At 42.9% G+C, this 16014-nt stretch carries 16 protein-coding genes and 2 tRNA genes; 4 read left to right on the forward strand and 14 right to left on the reverse strand.

The window, feature by feature from the left end; translation table 11 throughout:
* Positions 1 to 17: 17 nt before the first annotated feature.
* The 8 genes from lysA to purU all read right to left on the reverse strand — a co-directional run bounded on the left by lysA (position 18) and on the right by purU (position 7249).
* Positions 18 to 1178, reverse strand: a complete 1161-nt coding sequence (lysA, locus tag RB604_RS17445) for a diaminopimelate decarboxylase (RefSeq protein ID WP_005930911.1) — start codon at positions 1176 to 1178, stop codon at positions 18 to 20.
* A 124-nt stretch (positions 1179 to 1302) separates the two neighbouring features.
* Positions 1303 to 2622 (reverse strand): aspartate kinase, encoded by a 1320-nt coding sequence (locus RB604_RS17450; RefSeq protein ID WP_005930909.1) that lies wholly within the window; start codon positions 2620 to 2622, stop codon positions 1303 to 1305.
* Positions 2623 to 2654: 32 nt separating this feature from the next.
* Positions 2655 to 3350 carry a cell division ATP-binding protein FtsE gene (locus RB604_RS17455; RefSeq protein ID WP_055294041.1) on the reverse strand — a complete coding sequence of 232 codons (696 nt, stop codon included), beginning with the start codon at positions 3348 to 3350 and terminating at the stop codon, positions 2655 to 2657.
* Positions 3335 to 3946: a bifunctional phosphoribosyl-AMP cyclohydrolase/phosphoribosyl-ATP diphosphatase HisIE gene (gene hisIE, locus RB604_RS17460; protein ID WP_025820103.1), complete on the reverse strand. Its 612-nt coding sequence runs from the start codon at positions 3944 to 3946 to the stop codon at positions 3335 to 3337. Before hisIE ends, RB604_RS17455 begins: the two co-directional genes overlap by 16 nt.
* A gap of 129 nt (positions 3947 to 4075) precedes the next feature.
* Entirely contained in the window at positions 4076 to 4828 is a 753-nt protein-coding gene (hisF, locus tag RB604_RS17465; protein WP_005930903.1) for an imidazole glycerol phosphate synthase subunit HisF, read from the reverse strand.
* Positions 4829 to 4957: 129 nt separating this feature from the next.
* Positions 4958 to 5680 carry a 1-(5-phosphoribosyl)-5-[(5-phosphoribosylamino)methylideneamino]imidazole-4-carboxamide isomerase gene (gene hisA / locus RB604_RS17470; protein ID WP_005930901.1) on the reverse strand — a complete coding sequence of 241 codons (723 nt, stop codon included), beginning with the start codon at positions 5678 to 5680 and terminating at the stop codon, positions 4958 to 4960.
* Positions 5681 to 5697: 17 nt separating this feature from the next.
* Entirely contained in the window at positions 5698 to 6291 is a 594-nt protein-coding gene (hisH, locus tag RB604_RS17475) for an imidazole glycerol phosphate synthase subunit HisH (protein ID WP_055294043.1), read from the reverse strand.
* 100 nt (positions 6292 to 6391) lie between these two features.
* The gene (gene purU, locus RB604_RS17480) at positions 6392 to 7249 is read right to left on the reverse strand and encodes a formyltetrahydrofolate deformylase (protein ID WP_005930898.1); all 858 of its coding nucleotides are present in this window, start codon (positions 7247 to 7249) and stop codon (positions 6392 to 6394) included.
* 440 nt (positions 7250 to 7689) lie between these two features.
* Here purU and RB604_RS17485 point away from each other — a divergent pair.
* Both RB604_RS17485 and RB604_RS17490 read left to right on the forward strand, forming a co-directional pair.
* Positions 7690 to 7763 (forward strand) — tRNA-Asp (locus RB604_RS17485).
* A gap of 55 nt (positions 7764 to 7818) precedes the next feature.
* Positions 7819 to 7892: transfer RNA gene (locus RB604_RS17490), tRNA-Asp, on the forward strand.
* A gap of 884 nt (positions 7893 to 8776) precedes the next feature.
* On the opposite strand, the gene RB604_RS17495 is transcribed toward RB604_RS17490, so the two are convergent.
* From RB604_RS17495 to RB604_RS17520, 6 genes are all read right to left on the reverse strand, one after another.
* Positions 8777 to 9796, reverse strand: coding sequence for an inorganic phosphate transporter (locus tag RB604_RS17495; RefSeq protein WP_005930870.1), 1020 nt, complete (start codon positions 9794 to 9796; stop codon positions 8777 to 8779).
* A 15-nt stretch (positions 9797 to 9811) separates the two neighbouring features.
* On the reverse strand, positions 9812 to 10459 hold the full coding sequence (locus RB604_RS17500; RefSeq protein ID WP_055294047.1) for a DUF47 domain-containing protein: 648 nt from the start codon (positions 10457 to 10459) through the stop codon (positions 9812 to 9814).
* An 18-nt stretch (positions 10460 to 10477) separates the two neighbouring features.
* Positions 10478 to 11128 carry a DedA family protein gene (locus RB604_RS17505; protein ID WP_055294049.1) on the reverse strand — a complete coding sequence of 217 codons (651 nt, stop codon included), beginning with the start codon at positions 11126 to 11128 and terminating at the stop codon, positions 10478 to 10480.
* 89 nt (positions 11129 to 11217) lie between these two features.
* Positions 11218 to 11634, reverse strand: coding sequence for a DUF8440 family protein (locus RB604_RS17510; protein ID WP_021935363.1), 417 nt, complete (start codon positions 11632 to 11634; stop codon positions 11218 to 11220).
* A 308-nt stretch (positions 11635 to 11942) separates the two neighbouring features.
* On the reverse strand, positions 11943 to 12512 hold the full coding sequence (locus RB604_RS17515) for a sugar O-acetyltransferase (RefSeq protein ID WP_005930857.1): 570 nt from the start codon (positions 12510 to 12512) through the stop codon (positions 11943 to 11945).
* 3 nt (positions 12513 to 12515) lie between these two features.
* Positions 12516 to 13007 carry a cyclophilin-like fold protein gene (locus RB604_RS17520; RefSeq protein ID WP_055294318.1) on the reverse strand — a complete coding sequence of 164 codons (492 nt, stop codon included), beginning with the start codon at positions 13005 to 13007 and terminating at the stop codon, positions 12516 to 12518.
* 286 nt (positions 13008 to 13293) lie between these two features.
* On the opposite strand from RB604_RS17520, the gene RB604_RS17525 reads away from it, so the two are divergent.
* Both RB604_RS17525 and RB604_RS17530 read left to right on the forward strand, forming a co-directional pair.
* Positions 13294 to 14193 carry a helix-turn-helix domain-containing protein gene (locus RB604_RS17525; RefSeq protein WP_005930851.1) on the forward strand — a complete coding sequence of 300 codons (900 nt, stop codon included), beginning with the start codon at positions 13294 to 13296 and terminating at the stop codon, positions 14191 to 14193.
* A gap of 246 nt (positions 14194 to 14439) precedes the next feature.
* A complete protein-coding gene (locus tag RB604_RS17530) occupies positions 14440 to 15597 on the forward strand; it encodes a hypothetical protein (protein WP_055294051.1) in 1158 nt (385 codons plus the stop codon).
* Positions 15598 to 16014: the final 417 nt, after the last annotated feature.

The raw sequence follows: 16014 nt of genomic DNA on the forward strand, positions 1-16014 counted from the left end.
CTCTTTTTTTTAATTTATTATACAAACTCGTCCGAGAGATATCCTTTAGGCAACTCACGACAATTATAACCGGACGCCATAATTTCGCCATAAGCACCGGCGGAACGTAGGGCAATCAAATCCCCGCGTTTCACCTTGTTCAAGTCTATCGCCTTGCCGAAAACATCGGACGATTCACAGATCGGGCCTACCACATCGTACGTTTGCATCGTCTCGTCCGAAGTGAGGTTCTCCATCTTATGATGTGCCTGATAAAGAGCCGGACGGATCAAATCCGTCATCCCGGCATCGAGTATGGCAAATTTCTTGTTTACCCCTTGCTTCACATACAGCACTTTAGAGATAAGCGTGCCACACTGCCCCACCACAGCGCGTCCCAATTCAAAGTGCAAAGTCTGGTGAGGCCGCAACTTCAACTGTCCGGCATACGTAGAGAAATAACTCTTGAAATCCGGAATCGACTGACGGTTGGGGTGATCATAATCAATGCCCAGTCCACCACCTACATTGATATGTTTCACAAATATCTGACGCGCCTCAAGCCTGTCCTGCAACTCGTTCACACGATTGCAAAGGGCTATGAAGTCTCCCATATCCAATATCTGCGAACCGATATGGAAATGCAGGCCGATGAAATTGACATTCTTCATCTCCTGCGCCACGTCGATCACCTTATCCATATCTTCCATGCTGATGCCAAACTTATTCTCTGCCAGTCCGGTAGTAATATTCGCATGGGTATGCGCCCCCACATTCGGATTGATACGGAAAGCGACATTGGCCACTTTGCCTTTCGCGGCAGCCAGTTCGTTGATGACCTCCAGTTCGGGGATAGACTCTACATTGAAACAGAAAATGTTGTAATCCAGACCGAGTTCAATCTCCCAATCCGCTTTGCCTACACCGGCAAAAACAATCTTCTGTGCCGGGAAACCGGCTTTCACCGCCGCACGAATTTCACCGCCACTCACACAATCGGCTCCCATGCCACTCTCACGGATTATGGTAAGTACCTTCGAATTGGCATTCGCCTTTACAGCATAATGCACGTCAAAACGTTCGTAACGGGCAACTTCTTTATTGACGGCATCCAGCGTATCGCGCAAAACTTTCGTATCATAGTAATAAAAAGGAGTACGCAACTCACGAAACTTATCAATAGGGAATATTCCTTTCATAAAAAAACTCTTTGTTTAGCTTCGTCCACAGAAAAGACAGAGGGCACAGAGTTTTTATTTTGATTACCGAACAATTTAAAACTCCGTGTCCCCTGTGTACTTTCCGTAGTGAAATGTGATTATATTATTTTCCGTTGAACAGCATATCACTCAGCGACTGCAACGCTACCTTCTTATCGCACTCACGAATGAGGAAAGAGATGTTGTAGTTGCTGCCACCGAACGAGATCATACGCACCGGAATGTCTCGCATCGCATCGAGCGCTTTCGCTTCAAAACCGACATTCTCCCATTCAAGATCACCTACCACACAGATGATACACATTTCTTTATCGACAGTCACCGTACCGTATTTCTTCAAATCATCCAGAATTTCATTCAGATGCTTGGTATTATCAACCGTCACGGACACTCCCACTTCCGATGTGCAAATCATATCGATGGAAGTCTGATAGCTCTCGAAAATCTCGAACACCTTGCGCAAGAAACCGTGAGCGAGCAACATACGGCTGGATTTTATCTTGATAGCGGTGATATTGTCTTTGGCAGCTACCGCCTTGATCTTCCCTTTCTCCGTATCATTGGAAATCAGTGTACCCGGTGCTTCAGGATCCATCGTATTGAGCAGGCGAACAGGTATATTGGCATACTTGGCAGGCTGAATACAGGTAGGATGAAGGATCTTTGCACCAAAATACGCCAACTCGGCAGCTTCTTCGAAGTGCAACTGACGCACCGGTGCCGTCTTGTCTACGATGCGCGGATCATTGTTATGCATACCGTCGATATCCGTCCATATCTGAATTTCGGAAGCATTGATGGCGGCACCGATCAGTGAAGCGGTGTAATCACTGCCACCACGCTGCAGATTGTCGATCTCACCGTAAGCATTGCGGCAGATGAAACCTTGCGTAATGTAGATATCCGCATCCGGATAAAGTTCCAGTTGCGCCAACAATTTCTCTTTTATATAGATAGGGTCGGGTTCTGCGTTTTTATCAGTACGCATGAATTCTAAAGCCGGAAGCAATACGGACTTCACGCCACACTCCTGCAAATAGAAGTTCACCATGGCGGTAGAAATCAGCTCGCCTTGTGCCAGCACTACCTTCTCTTCGAACAAAGTGAATAGGTCCTTCGTATACGAACGGATGTAGTCGAAATGAGATTTGATAATTTCCAATCCTTTCTGTTTATATTCCGGCGTAGCAAAAAGTTCGTCAATATGCTGTTTATATTTAGTTTCCAGCTTATTGATAATCTCGTTGGCACCTTCCGGATTCTTCTTGTACAGATAGTCGGAAATCTCCACCAATGTGTTTGTCGTACCCGACATAGCCGAGAGAACAACAATCTTTTTTTCACCATCGGTAATCAATTTGGCTACTTCCTTCATCCGCTGTGCAGAACCTACGGAAGTTCCTCCAAACTTTAAAACTTTCATTTTCGTTACTGTATTAAAATTAGTATGTATAATTAATTATTATTTCCTGCAAATTCACCGGTCACATCTTTAATGCAATGCTCCGCACACCGGTACACGCGGCCGGGATATTCTTTCAGCAATTGCAGATTGTGGGTAGTCATCACCACCGATGAGCCCGATTCACAAATACTATGCAACAGCTCTACGATAGCCTTTCCCGTTTCCACATCAAGATTTCCCGTAGGCTCGTCCGCCAGAATGATAGCCGGCGAGTTGAGCACGGCACGCGCTATCACGATACGCTGCTGTTCGCCACCGGAGAGCTCATTAGGCAACTTATACCCTTTGTTGCTCATGCCGACCAGCTGCAACACCTCTTCGATGCGTTCTTTTATCTCCATCTTGTTCTTCCAGCCGGTAGCTTTAAGCACGAATTCAAGATTATTGTAGACGGTACGATCCGTCAGCAACTGGAAATCCTGAAACACGATGCCGAGCTTACGCCTCAACTGCGGAATATATTTACGCTTGATAGTCCGCATATTATATCCCAAAACCTCCGCTTCACCGTCGGCAATATCGAGTTCACCATAAAATGTTTTCAATAAGCTCGTCTTACCCGAACCTACCTTTCCCACTAGATAGACAAACTCCCCTTTGTGCAACTGCAACGTGACGTCACTCAACACACAGAGTTCCTGCTGGTGTATCTCTACATTATTATATGTAATTAATGTTTCGTCCATGAGCCGCTATGTCTTACCTGCAATTCGCGTGCAAGGTCCTCGATGCGATAACCTTTGGAAGTCAACAGAACAATGAGGTGATAGATCAGATCAGACCCTTCATAAATCAACCGTTCGTTGGTTCCATTCGTAGCTTCGATCACTGTCTCTACCGCTTCTTCGCCTACTTTCTGGGCAATCTTATTGATGCCCGATTCGAAAAGACTGGTAGTATATGATTTTTCCGGCATCTCTTCGTGACGCTTGTCGATGAAATCCTGCAACAGTTTTAAGAACATGACCGGCTCTTCATTTTTTTCACCCCAACAAGTATCCGTACCCGTATGACAAACAGGCCCTACAGGATTCACCTGAATCAATAGCGTATCATTATCACAATCCGCCTTGATAGAAACTACGTTCAAGAAGTTACCGCTCTCCTCCCCTTTTGTCCAAAGGCGGTTCTTAGTACGGCTGAAGAAAGTCACCTTTCCGGTTTCCACTGTCTTCTCATAGGCTTCCTTATTCATGAAACCGAGCATCAACACCTTACGGGTGTCATTGTCTTGTATAATAGCGGGAATAAGCCCGTTCATCTTATCAAAATCCAACATAATGATATTTACTATTTTACGATTTTACTATTAACTATTTCAACTGCGCCACCTCATCATCAGCAACGCCCCGGCTTCAGGAATCTCCTCCTTCTCCCCTCTCAATTCTCCCTTCTCCCTTTAATCAATCCTTCATCTCACCCATATTCCTTGCCCGCAAAGATACGATTTTAAATCGGGAATCTTTATTTCTCCGAAATGAAAAACGCTGGCAGCCAGTGCGGCATCTGCTTTCCCTAATGTGAAAGCATCCCGAAAATGCTCCATATTTCCCGCTCCACCCGAAGCGATGACCGGAATGGAGAGTTGATCAGCCAGCGCAGCAAGAGCTTCATTGGCATATCCGGTTTTCACACCGTCATGATTCATGCTGGTAAAAAGAATTTCACCGGCACCGCGTTCCTGAGCTTCCTTCGTCCATGTCAGCAGTTCCCTGTCCGTTTCGACACGCCCGCCATTAAGATAACATTTCCAGCCATTCTCCGTCATCTTTGCATCTACGGCAAGCACACAAACCTGTGACCCGAAATGCTTCGCAATGTCGTCAATCAACTGCGGATTACGGATAGCAGACGAATTAATGGATATCTTATCCGCTCCGGCGTTCAACAAACGGTCTACATCCCCCAATTCGTTGATTCCTCCACCTACCGTAAAAGGAATATTGATATTGGCTGCAATCCGCTTTACCAGTTCAGCAAAAGTCTTACGCCCTTCGTGACTGGCTGTAATATCAAGAAAAGTCAGTTCATCTGCTCCCTGCTCGCTATAAGCACGCCCCAACTCGACCGGATCACCGGCCTGGCGGAGATTGACAAAGTTAGTTCCCTTTACGGTTTGTCCGTCTTTGATATCCAGACAAGGTATAATTCTTTTTGCTAACACAATATTATCTACAATTTATTCCCTAAGATGATGATCATTTACCTGCGTCCATACAAACAATTTATCTGCATCCACACAATACCTCCGATCGCCAACACATAGGTACCCATTACTATTTCACAACTCAAATCAATCTATAAAACGACGAAGGTCTTTCAGCGTGATATGACCCTCATAAAGCGCCTTGCCAAAAATAACGGCAGGCACTCCGGCTTCATGAAGCGCTTCTATGTCACCGATATTGCTTACTCCACCGCTCGCTATCAGATAAAGAGCAGGATACTCAGCAAGTATCTCCTTGTACAGTTCGATGGAAGGCCCTGCAAGCATGCCGTCACAACTGATATCCGTACAGATCACCTTTTCTATCCCCTTATGGATATACTCTTTCAAAAAAGGAAAAAGTTCGCAGGCGCTTTCGTCTTTCCAACCGTTGACGGCTATCTTATGATCTTTCACATCAGCTCCGAGAATAATCTTTTCACACCCGTACGTGTCGAGCCAATGGCTGAACAACTCCGGATTCTTCACTGCAATACTTCCCCCCGTCACCATCTGCGCACCGCTCTCAAAAGCTATAATCAGATCCTCATCGCTCTTCACTCCACCACCGAAGTCTATAACCAGCGACGTGCGGGTAGCAATCTGTTCCAGCGTACGATAGTTCACCACGTGGTTGGAAGCCGCTCCGTCAAGATCCACTACATGCAAGCGGCGTATTCCGTTAGCCTCGAATTCCTTGGCCACTTCCACCGGATTCTCGTTGTACACCTTCTTACTGTCATAATCTCCTTGGGAAAGGCGAACGCATTTCCCGTCGATAATGTCAATAGCCGGAATAATTTCAATCATCTGTATCTGTCTATAATTTATTTCTTATCAAGAAAGTTTCTTAAAATCCTCTCTCCTGCCGCACCGCTCTTTTCAGGATGAAACTGCGTGGCATAATAATTATCTTTATGCAACGCTGCACTGAAAGGGTGTATATAGTCCGTTTCCGCTGCTGTAAATTCGCAAACGGGCACATAAAAGCTATGCACGAAATACACAAACTCATCCTGCGTAAAGCCCTCGAACAAGTCACTTTTCAGATGTCCGATCGTGTTCCATCCCATATGAGGCACTTTATCTTCATGCTTCTGAGGAACAAAACGCTTCACCGGAACATCAAAAATGCCCAGACAATCGACCTCTCCCTCTTCGGAACGACTGCACATCAACTGCATCCCCAGACAAATTCCCAATACCGGCTGCCGCAGATTTTTTATCAGTTCATCCATTCTGCTGGCCCGAAGATGTTTCATCGTCGTCTCCGCTTCTCCCACTCCGGGAAAAATCACCTTATCGGCAGCCTGCAACACCTCCTTGTCAGCAGTAATCACCGCTTCTACCCCAAGGCGTTTCAAGGCATAATCCACTGAACGGATATTTCCGGCATTGTATTTTATTACAGCAACGTTCATCCTTATTTTAGTTGAAAGTTGAAAGTTGAAAGTTGAAAGTGAAAATTACCTTGCCGTGGCAACGGTCCGGTAATCGGCACTGACAATCATTCACTGCCAACTAATTAAATATTACGGTTTTATTCTTATAAGCCAATACCTTACGCTCGATATGTTTCTGTACGGCACGCGAAAGGACGATCTTCTCCAAATCTTTTCCTTTATTCACAAGGTCTTCAATGGAATCTTTATGCGTAATGCGAACCACATCTTGTTCGATAATAGGTCCGGCATCCAGTTCGGTTGTCACATAATGGCTGGTAGCGCCGATAATTTTCACCCCTCTTTCAAAAGCGGCATGATAAGGCCGGGCACCCACAAAAGCCGGTAGGAACGAGTGATGAATATTAATAATCTTATTAGGGTACGCACTGATCATCTGTTCGGAAATCACCTGCATATAACGGGCCAGCACGATAAAGGTGATATTATTCTGCGCCAGCAACTCCATTTCCTTGCGTTCCTGTTCTTCCTTTGTTTCTTTGGTAATGGGAAAGAGGTGAAACGGAATGCCAAAACGCTCGGCTACGTGTTGCAAATCGGGATGATTGCTGATGATCAAAGGAATCTCCACATTCCACTCGCCCGCCGTATACCGTGCCAGCATATCAAAAAGGCAGTGTGACATCTTGGATACAAAAATGGCCATGCGCGGTTTTACATCTGAAAAATAGAGACGGAAGATCATATCGTACTTCTGCCCATAAAGCGTTTCAAAATAATCTTCTATTTTCTCCTTCGGAACTAAAAAGTCTTTCAATTCCCATTCTATACGCATAAAAAAGATGTTCTCCACATGGTCTACGTACTGATCCAGATAGATAATATTCCCTTTGTTTACCGTGATAAAGTCTGTCACTTCCGCCAGGATTCCCGGTTTGTCAGGACAGTGCAATAACAGTTTCGCAGTTGTCATCATTGTATTTACTATTTAACTACATTCATACGGTATCATTTCACCGTCTACGATTTTAGCTTGCAAAAATAACTAATTATTGCAAAACACCGAATAATTTGAGCAAAAAGTTTACTTTAAAAGCAAGAAATATAACAGATAGAAAGAACAGAGCCTTAAATCCGGATGTAATAAACAAAAAACAATACCAGCACAGTCAAAATAAGACTTTTCTGTTCAAACATAAAAAAACGACAAAAAAGAAGACCATCCGACAGAAATCGGCAAAGGAACAGATCAAAAATTCTTTTTTTATCCTATATAGAAACATCTCATAATGAAGCACTAAGAAAAAAACTGCTAATTTATTCACAAAAAAACTTTTTAAAACTATTGCACATTACGTAAAAACAGCTACCTTTGCACCCGCAATCGAGAGAGATAGCTGATTAAAATGAAATATTGGTGCGTTAGTTCAGTTGGTTAGAATACATGCCTGTCACGCATGGGGTCACGGGTTCGAGTCCCGTACGCACCGCTTCATTAAAAATGAGGCGAGAAAAAGTAAAATCAGATTAATCAAAATTAAATAAGGTGCGTTAGTTCAGTTGGTTAGAATACATGCCTGTCACGCATGGGGTCACGGGTTCGAGTCCCGTACGCACCGCGATAAACATTGAAAATCAATCGTTTACAAAGAAGACATCCAGTTTTACACCCACTAATGTAAAACTGGATGTTTTTAGTTTTTCATTCTTCCCTGCTGCTGATTTAGGCTACATATCAGCATTCTTTTTGGTTTTCCTTACCGCATGATCACTCTGGTCTTGCCGGTACGCCGACGACCGGTAAGTACAGTCATTTGTAATCGACTTAACCGGTTCAAAGAAAGAAGATACACCTCACAATCGGCTGATGCTTGTATATTCACGGTAGTTCCCATTCTGTTTATAAAAGAGGGGTAGTCACAAACAGAATCATTAAAAAAACTATACCCAATTATCCACTCATTGCCATTAACGTCTATTCTTGATAAACGGAAAATACCAGATACAACGAACCCTATTGATTTGTCATTTCATTCTGACGAATCAACTATCCATTTCTTTTGATTGTTGCCAATATACCCTCTTGTAGAAAAAGCCTTTCTAATTCAGAGGTGTCTAAAATTTCTTTCTCTACATTAAACTTATCCATATCAAAAACTCATCCATGCTGAAATATTCTGTTCCAGAACAAAAATATAACTATTGAAAGAATAATAACCTTTTATGATTTCATTTATTATCATAAAAGTATCATCTTTAACATCAGCCCAACCAACCACCGCAACACCAAGCAGTTTTGTCCTATACAGACGAGATAAAACGATCTATAATGACTAAAAATCCAATCGAGACGACACACCGTGTAACTTTCTACACAAGTAGCCTCATATGTCCATCCATTTCCAGTTTCAACATAGCTTCATCTCCCAATAAGACTGATTGATTGCAAAATCAGCAACCATACTTCAAACTAAAATGTCCGGCAACAACCCTGCTAATACATTCATCCCAGAAAAAAAGACATAATGAGATAAAATACCGCCGCCAACAATCCACTTACCGGAATAGTCAGCACCCAAGCAGTCATCAGATTTTTAGTAACTCCCCACCGGACTGCTGAAAGTCTTTTAGTAGCCCCCACTCCGATAATAGCTCCCGTAATGGTATGTGTCGTACTAACCGGAATCTTCAAATACTCCGTCAGATACAACGTGAAAGCACCGGCAGTCTCCGCGATAACTCCCTCTAAAGGGGTCACCTTGGTTATTTTGGTTCCCATAGTCTTTACAATTTTCCATCCACCGGACATCGTACCCAATGAAATAGCCGTAAAACAGGAAAATGCTACCCAATCCGGCAAATCATTAATGCTGTTTATCCCCATCCCCAAACCTTCAGAATGTCCTGCTATCATGGCAGCAGCAATAATCCCCATCACTTTCTGAGAATCGTTCAAGCCGTGCCCGATACTGAACAAAGCCGAAGAGACAAGCTGCAACTTCTTAAACCAGACTTCAGCAGTATGGGGATGTGCCCGTTTACAGATATAAAGCACCAACAAAGTAAATCCGAATGCAATAACCATGCCTATCAAGGGGGCCAGGAAGATGAAAGCCGCAATTTTCAATATGATATTCATCTGAATGGCCTCAAAGCCGTGAGCCATGATGGCCGCTCCCGCAAAACCGCCGATTAACGTATGCGATGATGACGAAGGAATGCCCTTCCACCAAGTAAACAGATTCCAAACAATGGCAGCTATCACTCCCGCCAAGATGATGGGTAATGTAATATACGACTCTACTACCGTTTTCGATACAGTATTGGCTATGCCAAAGCCCCCGATGATACATTTGGCAATAAAGAAAGCTACAAAATTAAAGAATGCAGCCCATATCACTGCCTGGAAAGGGGTCAGTACTTTGGTAGATACAATAGTGGCAATTGAATTTGCCGCATCGTGAAAACCGTTGATGTAATCGAATATCAGAGCCAATACAATGATAATCACTAATAATTCCATGTGCCGTACCTGTATTTATGCGTATTTCACAATCAAACTTCTCAATATCTTGCCCACATGCTCTGCCGCATCAGTGGTCTTTTCCAGTTCGTGTACAATTTCTTTAACCTTGATGAGTTCAATACAGTCTTTCTCTTCCTCAAAAAGTTTGGTAATAAAGAGTTCATAAATATCATCTGCTTGATTCTCGATATCGTGCATCTTTGAGCAATACCCACGCAAGGTATTCGGATTCTTACGAAAAGTCTCAAGCTCATCCATCGCTTTGACAATATAGTCCGCCTCCTGCCGGATCATACGGCTCAGTTCCTTTCCACTCTCAGAGATGAGGCGAGGATTATAGATGGTAATACGTTTTGCACAACTATTTATTCCGTCAATCACATCGTCAATGCTCGAAGCCAGATCATGAATGTCCTCACGGTCAAACGGTGTAATAAAAGTGGTACCCAGTTCATCCAAAATCAGATGGGTAAGCTTATCTCCTTCACGTTCCATATCCTTGATCTGTTTATAATAACCGGCTCTTTCTTCAGGCGAATCATGCTTCAGGCTCTCCACTAAAAGCTCCGATGAAGCGACCAGGATTTCAGACAATTGTTTCAACAAAGGAAAAAATTTGGGTTCTTTGGGTGTAAACCTACTAAAAAAAGAATTTTTCATAAATGTATATATTTTAAATTATTTCGTTTGTTTACGGGATTTCAGCCGGGCGCGCACCACCTCGACCGCAGCAGGCAATACTGATACCGCTATGATGGCGACAATCAGCAGTTTCAGATTCTCCTGTACGAAAGGAAGATCTCCGAAGAAATATCCTGCGTAACAGAATATGGCAATCCACAGTGCTCCGCCTATCAGATTGTACAGCATGAAATAGTAATAATGCATACTCCCCATTCCTGCCACAAACGGAGCAAACGTACGGACTATGGGCACAAAACGTGCAAAAATAATAGTCTTTCCGCCATATTTTTTATAAAACTCATGGGTTTTCTCAAGATGGCTTCGCCTGAATATCCTGGAATTGGGATTATTGAACAGTGTCCGTCCAAAGAAGCGTCCTATCATATAATTACAGGAATCACCCAGAACTGCGGCAACAAACAAAATCAAGAACAGCATATTCACATCAAGGGGTGTATCGGGCAATGCCGCAATAGCACCTGCCACAAAGAGCAGAGAGTCACCCGGCAGAAAAGGTATTACCACCAGACCGGTTTCACAAAAAATAATCAGGAATAAAATGACATACGTCCAGGTATGATATTCCTGTACGATATCAATCATATATTGATCGATATGAAGAATAAAATCCAATAAAAAATCCATTTTGTATGATTAATCAGTACTTAAATAAAAAAACAAGTACAAAGAGAGAAGAAACTTTCAAAAAAAAGAAAGCATTAAATAAGAAAGCACTAAATAAGAATACGTCTCAGCGTATAGATATAATATCTATAAGAGAAATTGAATGGATTGATACTGAATGAAAAGGAGGTTGTTTTTTCTTCGGGAAGCAAAATCTTCAGAGACTTCACAATTCTGGCAATGATAGAGGCCGTATTATTTCTTAAAATCTTGGAGGGAGAATTACAACGGAATGAAAAGTTATTTCCTATACTGACATCATCCGTCTGGTTATCGTAAGACTCACATTGTATCCCGGCTTCATAGTGATTGAGAAACTTTTCCGACAAGGTATGCCATTTTTCAGGATGATGCTGTGTGTCTACTATGGCATGCAGTGTCTCGCATTCCTCTATATCACCGGAAACAGATACCACTTTTGATATAAGGAATAACCCCAACAACATATAGAAGATATACTTCACCATAGCGGCCGCAAAGATAGAAAGTATTTTTAAGAGTAAAAACCATTCAAACTTTTATTTTCACTTTCCTTATCAGGCCTATCAAATTAACCTGCTTTTTATGTCTTATCCCAATGGAACATCGAACGGGATACTCTGAACACCGTTCATCCATGCCAACCACAAACAGTCTCCCTTGACATCATTGCCCCCCTTAAGTTTTTCAGCAACCTCCCTGCCTTTGCGAATCGTTTCTCCGTACAGAAACAAGCCATGTTATCAGCATCGGCCGGACAGGCTTCCGAATGCCATATGTGATAGTACTCTCATGCTCATTTTACAATTATAGACTTGATAAATCTTGCAGGAACACCGCCTACTATCGTATTTGCCTCCACATCTTTTGTCACGACTGCCCCGGCACCGATGACGGCATTATCTCCAATGGTTACCCCCTGAAGAATCGTGGCGTTAGAGCCTACCCATACATTTCTGCCGAGGATGATAGGTGCAGGATAGGTCGTTTGACGCTCTTCCGGAGCCAAACCATGATTTAACGTGGCAAATACTACATTATGCCCGATCTGGCATCCGTCACCGATCGTCACACCGCCATGATCTTGAAAATGACAGCAGGCATTAATGAATACACCTTCACCGACAGTGATATTCTTACCGAAATCGGCATAGAACGGTGGAAATACCCGCAGCGATGACGGCACTCGATAACCGAATAACTCGGAGAGCAATCCGCGTACTTCATCCGGTGTATGGTAGGCCGTATTCAGCCGGAAAGTGATACGTCTCGATTCGTTACTCATATCGTCCATAAAGCGGTGTATCTCCTCCGTATCGAGTGCCTTGCGGGTCTTTACATATTCCTTGAATTCGTTCGTAGTCATCTCTTATCTCCTTTCAAATTTTACGGATATATCTCCGGCCACACCCAAAACCCCGATACCGTTACCGTCGATACGACCTATTTTAATCAAATCGTTGCTGTGCGACCAGCTTTTGCAAAAAATAGCGACATTACCCCACGGCACATAGATGGTAATATCGCCGGGCACAGGAGTACAACCGCGTGTAACGCCCCCGGTCGTCAGAGCCGGAGAGGGATAGAAAATTTTCTCCGTTACATTGTTGTAATCGTTCAATGTCACTTCAAGCGGCAGACGCGAGAGGAAATCCCGTGCAGCAGCATTATCTTCCATCGTTGCGGTGACCGTGCGGTCACCGACCGTTATGTTTACAGCCAATGAAGATACATCGGGAGTTTCGGATTGACCGGGAGTTTCGGATTGTCCGGGTGTAAACGGCTCATCATCGGAGCCCTCGCATGCTGCCATCGACAAGACGGTCAGCAGCATCATGGGAATCAATAATAACTTTTTCATTTCATTTCTTATTTTGATGCAAATATAGATGGTATCTGCCACATGCTTTGTAGACAAATCCCCGGTATTCATACCCGAACTACAGATTCTGCAAAAAACAATATGTCATTCGAATTAATCACTGCTAATCAACATCCTAACATGGATTACAGAATAGCTAACACGAATTACGGATTATGATGCTCATAATATGAATATCCGAAATAAAACACTTATTTTTGTAGTGGAGTAAACAGATGCCAGTGGAGTAAACAGATGCCGAATGATGAAATAAACAGATACCGATATGGAGAATATAATAAAACTGGAAACCATTCAAGACTATAACAATTTATTGGGAACAAAAACCCTGCATCCTTTAGTCAGTGTAACGGATCTTTCTACCCTAAAATCGATCAGACATTGCCGGAAGAACTTCGGTTTTTATTGTGTGTTCTACAAAGAACTTGCTTGCGGAACACTTCAGTATGGCCGTAATAAATACGATTATGAAGACGGTACACTGGTTTTTATCTCTCCGGGGCAAATAGCCGGCATCAATGATGACGGCGAAACCGTGAATCCCAAAGGCATCGTGCTGATGTTCCACGCGGACTTGCTATACGGAACTCCCCTCGCCCGCAGGATGAAAGACTATACTTTTTTCTCTTATGAATCTAACGAAGCCCTCCACATGTCGGACCGCGAACGCCGGATCATCCTGAATTGTTTTCACGAGATACGCGAAGAATTGGAGCACACCATCGACAAGCATACCAAGCAGATTATCACTTCCAACATAGAAACTTTGCTCAATCATTGCGTGCGCTTTTACGAACGCCAGTTCGTGACCCGCGAAGTGGTCAATCGCGACTTGCTTACCAATTTCGAACGAATACTTCAACAGTATTTCGATTCGGAAAAGACGTCTACCATAGGATTGCCATCCGTACAGTATTGTGCCGAACAGATGCATCTTTCTCCGAACTATTTCGGAGATCTGGTGAAAAGGGAAACCGGAAAATCGGCACAAGAATATATTCAGTTGGCCATCATGGAAAGAGTAAAAGAATTGTTGGCCGAAAGCAATAAGACAATCAGCGAAATAGCTTATGAGTTAGGCTTTAAATATCCACACCATTTGAGCAGGATATTCAAGAAAGTTATCGGAATTACTCCGAATGAGTATCGCCTGCAAGTGGTATAAAGAGAGCCGGGAATGGATGGAAATGAAGTTTTTAAACGGTTATTGAGGCGGTTTACTAAAAAAATCATATATTTGTTGAATGAAGGACAGGCATGCGATCCTTTTTATGCACGTATAGTTGTGCCGGAGACTTAAATTAAACCTTTTGAGTTAACCAAAGATGAAAGTATCAGAAGATGCTTTCTGTGATTATGTTACATATACACAATAATATTCATCTGTTCAACAAATTAATCTTAATCGCCCATGAAACAACCATCCAGCACTCGACGGAAACAAACCGCAAAAGCCGTCATTCTATTCTTTCTCGGAATTTCTGTTTTATGCTCCTGCCAAAGGGGAATTGACATTACAAAGATCGAAGCGATGCCCGAGGGGGCTGCCAAAGATTCGGCCATGTTGTACTATTATCAAGGAGTCAGGCCCGGTGACTTTGTTATCGTGAAGAAATCTACAAAGGACGAACTTAATGAAATCAATGATTCGGCTATTCCCATTTATCTGACTACGTCAGCCGAAGTGAAAAGAGACCAGGATCTTAACGTCACGAACAAGGTTTGCCAGATATTCAGGGGAGACACCTTACAGATTGTCGGCGGATATGACAAAAGTCTCTCGCGTGAAAAATTTATGCAAAAGACGGATTATTCGCATGCTGTAATAGTGAAGGCCATAAAAAACGGTAAAACGGTGGGAGAAGGCTGGTGCGATGCCGGTATGTTTAATCCTTTACAGCATAACTGGGCCATCGTTTTTTATCAACCGCAAGATGTTTTAGCATTACTTTTTATTTTCGGTGGCGCATTCTTTCTTGTTTTTCTGTTGTGGAAACTCATATACTGGCTTGTTGTAAGCAAAATCCGCAAGAACGTCTGTTTCTATCAAAGAGATAAAATCTACTTCAAGGCTATTTATCTGATTGTTTCGGCCCTTGTAGGACTATTCATCTTTTACGTAGACTACAACGAGGATCTTGTCAGCTCATTGAAATTCAATCCGGACTTTTTCGCCCATTTCTCGGAATATCCGTTCATGCTAAAACTTCTGCCATTAATGATACTCCTCTGGATCGCCTCTACAATAGGAATGCTGTGGGAAATGATAAAGAAATTCAAAACATGGTGGCTCATCATCTATTTTCCCGGGATATGGTCGATCGGATTCCTGATCATTGCACTTATTTTTGCAACAAGCTGGTTGATTTATTTCATACTGCCGACAGTGGTCGCATTTGCTATCATGGCACTTGTCAAAGACAGCAGTTTCGTAAAGGCGATGGACAACAGCAGCGGTAAATCAAGCAAACCGGTTCTTGGATATAACGCACAGGGACAGCCCGTACGTGAAGGTGACGGTGGTGCCATTGCACACAGAACTTGGGACGAGTATGCGAACAGCAAATAGCAAGTTAGCCAAATGCCGTTTATTGCATCCATTTGCTACAATATCATCACTTTCGCTAACACATCAGTCCTGAAAACAATTAAAAATAGAGAACAGGTTGCATAATAAAGTAATTTACATGAGATATTTTCTGTATATTTCTGTCATATATGGATAAATATGTGATTTATCTCGGCATGCCAGGCTCATTATCCCGGCATGATAGACTCCGTTCCTCTACGAGGAACGGAGTAAAACTCTACGGGAAACACTGAAAGACTCTACGAGAAAAATCAATTCCGCCTTAAAACACATTTTAGAGCGCTAACTGATAACCAGAGATACACTGACTTCAAATATCCCAAAGCGTACTAAACACATTCTTCAGAAACTATTTACGCACTAAACATTCAAATAAAGAGACATTTGTCACACAAT

This window comes from Bacteroides salyersiae, from assembly GCF_031172035.1.
GTDB classification, from domain to species: Bacteria; Bacteroidota; Bacteroidia; order Bacteroidales; family Bacteroidaceae; genus Bacteroides; species Bacteroides salyersiae.